The organism is Streptomyces sp. SPB074 (genome assembly GCF_000154905.1).
Classification (GTDB): domain Bacteria; phylum Actinomycetota; class Actinomycetes; order Streptomycetales; family Streptomycetaceae; genus Streptomyces.
In genome coordinates this window covers 2077747-2080610 of record NZ_GG770539.1, presented here as the reverse complement: position 1 = coordinate 2080610, position 2864 = coordinate 2077747, and the positions used below count along the sequence as shown (strand labels likewise).

Below are 2864 nucleotides of genomic sequence, written 5' to 3'. Positions count from 1 at the left end.
TGGTACCACGTGGACGGTTACTACCGCGCACGCGGTGCCCCGCCGACGCGCGCGCACTGCCCGCCGTCTCGGCCCTGCTCGCCCGGGTACGGGCCCTCGGCCCCGCGCACCTCGTCCTCGGCCACGGCGTCCACCCGCACCCCGGCTACGCCGCGCTCGCCGCGCAACTCGTGACCTTCGCCGGGCCCTGGAGCCGCTACCGCTGGGCGCGGCCCCCGGAGTGGACCGCGGAGCACCCCGCAGAGCGTTTCTGCCACCTCGTCCACTCGCTCCCCGCGACCCGTGTCGAGGAGGCGCTGCGGCTCGCCCGCTGGCAGGGCGCGGGCACCGTGACGCTCACCGACCGGCGCCCCCGGGAGCCCCAAGAGCCGGGCGGAATCGGGGTATTCGGGGCGCTGCCCGGCTACTGGGACGAAATCGTCTCGCGGAACGGACGTGGTGTCTCGGAATGAAAAGCGCCGTGGCACTGTTACGGGCAGAAGCAGTCTTCCGAAAAACCGACCAACGGAGTTGCCGTGTCGCTGCCACCCCTGGTCGAGCCAGCCGCTGAGCTCACCGTCGATGAGGTCCGCAGGTACTCGCGCCATCTGATCATCCCGGATGTCGGGATGGACGGACAGAAACGGCTCAAGAACGCCAAGGTCCTCGCCGTCGGTGCCGGTGGCCTCGGTTCGCCCGCCCTGATGTACCTCGCCGCGGCCGGGGTGGGCACCCTCGGCATCGTGGAGTTCGACGAGGTGGACGAGTCCAACCTCCAGCGCCAGATCATCCACAGCCAGGCCGACATCGGCCGCCCGAAGGCCGAGTCGGCGCGCGACACGGTCAAGGGCATCAACCCGTACGTGAACGTGGTCCTGCACGAGGAACGGCTCGAAGCCGACAACGTGATGGACATCTTCAGCCAGTACGACCTGATCGTCGACGGCACCGACAACTTCGCGACCCGGTACCTGGTCAACGACGCCTGCGTGCTGCTCAACAAGCCGTACATCTGGGGCTCGATCTACCGCTTCGACGGCCAGGCGTCCGTCTTCTGGTCCGAGCACGGTCCCTGCTACCGCTGCCTCTACCCGGAGCCCCCGCCCCCCGGCATGGTGCCCTCCTGCGCCGAGGGCGGCGTCCTCGGCGTGCTGTGCGCCTCGATCGGCTCCATCCAGGTCAACGAGGCCATCAAGCTCCTCGCGGGCATCGGCGAGCCGCTCGTCGGCCGCCTGATGATCTACGACGCCCTGGAGATGAAGTACCGCGAGGTCAAGGTCCGCAAGGACCCCGACTGCGCGGTCTGCGGCCCGAACGCCACGGTCACCGAGCTGATCGACTACGAGGCGTTCTGCGGCGTCGTCTCCGAGGAGGCCCAGGAGGCGGCGGCCGGTTCGACGATCACCCCGAAGCAGCTCAAGGAGTGGATCGACGACGGCGAGAACATCGACATCATCGATGTCCGCGAGCCCAACGAGTACGAGATCGTCTCGATCCCGGGCGCCCGCCTGATCCCGAAGAACGAGTTCCTGATGGGCAACGCCCTCCAGGACCTCCCGCAGGACAAGAAGATCGTCCTGCACTGCAAGACCGGCGTTCGCAGCGCCGAGGTCCTCGCCGTCCTCAAGTCCGCGGGCTTCGCCGACGCGGTCCACGTCGGCGGCGGCGTCATCGGCTGGGTCAACGCGATCGAGCCCGAGAAGCCGGTGTACTAGGCGGGAGCGGGCGGCCCTGTTCGCACGGGGCCGCCCCTCTCCCCGGGGCTCCGCCCCGGACCCCGCTCCTCAATCGCCGGAGGCTGCATTTGTTGGCGGGCCGTTAGATCAAGCCCCTCCGGCTCCTCACCGGCACTCCTTGCCGGGGCGGGGGATTTTGCCGCGTACCAGGTACGCGTCCACCGTGTCGTCCACGCACCGGCTCCCGCTCCCGTACGCGCCGTGCCCCTCCCCGTGCCACACCAGCTCGACGCCCACGCCCGCGCCGAGTTCTTTCGCCATGCGCGCCGCGCCCTCGAAGGGGGTCGCCGGGTCGCCCGTGTTGCCGACGACCAGGACCGGCGGGGCACCGGGGGCGGAGACCTCGGGGGTCGTGTGCTCGCCCTTCGCGGGCCAGTCGTGGCACCAGCCGGCCGTGTCCCAGCCGAGGAAGGGGCCGAAGACCGGGGAGATCGCGCGGAACTCGCCGAGGCGGGCGCGGGCCTGGGCGGCGGTGGGACGGGTGCGGTCGTCGGCGCAGGAGATGGCGCGCTGCGCCTGGGCCTGCTTGCCGTAGTGGCCGTCCGCGTCGCGGTCGTTGTAGGAGTCGGCCAGGGCGAGGAGCGGTCCGCCGTCACCCGCGCGGGCGGCGTCCAGCGCCCGCGTCAGCTGGGGCCAGGACCCCTCGCTGTACAGCGGCGAGACGAGACCCGTCACGGCCAGCGACTCCGTCAGCTCGCGCCCCTTCCCGGCCGGGAGCGGGTGCGCGTCGAGGTCCTTGAGGAGCGCGGCGACCTTCGCCGTGCCCGCCTCCGGGTCCTCGCCGCGCGAGCGGAAGTAGTCGTTCAGGGCCCGCTGGAAGCCCCGCGCCTGCCCCTTCGCGTGCTCCACCGTGTCCGCCGCCGGGTCCGCGACCGCGTCCAGGACCATGCGGCCCACGTGCCGGGGGAAGAGGTGCGCGTACGTGCCGCCCAGCTCCGTCCCGTAGGAGACGCCGAAGTAGTCTAGCTTCGGCTCGCCGAGGACCGTGCGGAGCAGGTCCAGGTCCCGCGCGGTGTTCGCCGTCGTCAGCTCCGGCAGCAGCGCGCCCGTCGTCCTGGCGCAGCTCCGCCCGAAGGCGCGCGCGTCCGCGAGGAAGGCGCGCTCCTCGGCGGGGGTGTCGGGGGTGAGGTCCACGGTGCGCTCGGCGCG

The 2864-nt window shown here is 71.7% G+C and carries 2 protein-coding genes and 1 pseudogene; 2 read left to right on the top strand and 1 reads right to left on the bottom strand.

From position 1 onward, the window contains the following. Together SSBG_RS32530 and moeZ are read left to right on the top strand one after the other, a co-directional pair. Nucleotides 1-452, top strand: a pseudogene (locus SSBG_RS32530) (hypothetical protein); the annotation flags it as partial. Nucleotides 453-515: 63 nt separating this feature from the next. Beyond that, entirely contained in the window at nt 516-1694 is a 1179-nt protein-coding gene (gene moeZ, locus SSBG_RS08290; RefSeq protein WP_008745743.1) for an adenylyltransferase/sulfurtransferase MoeZ, read from the top strand. Nucleotides 1695-1820: 126 nt separating this feature from the next. Here moeZ and SSBG_RS08285 read toward each other — a convergent pair. Further along, nucleotides 1821-2864, bottom strand: a 1044-nt coding sequence (locus SSBG_RS08285) for an alpha/beta hydrolase (RefSeq protein ID WP_037869250.1), incomplete at its 5' end; no start/stop codon positions are given.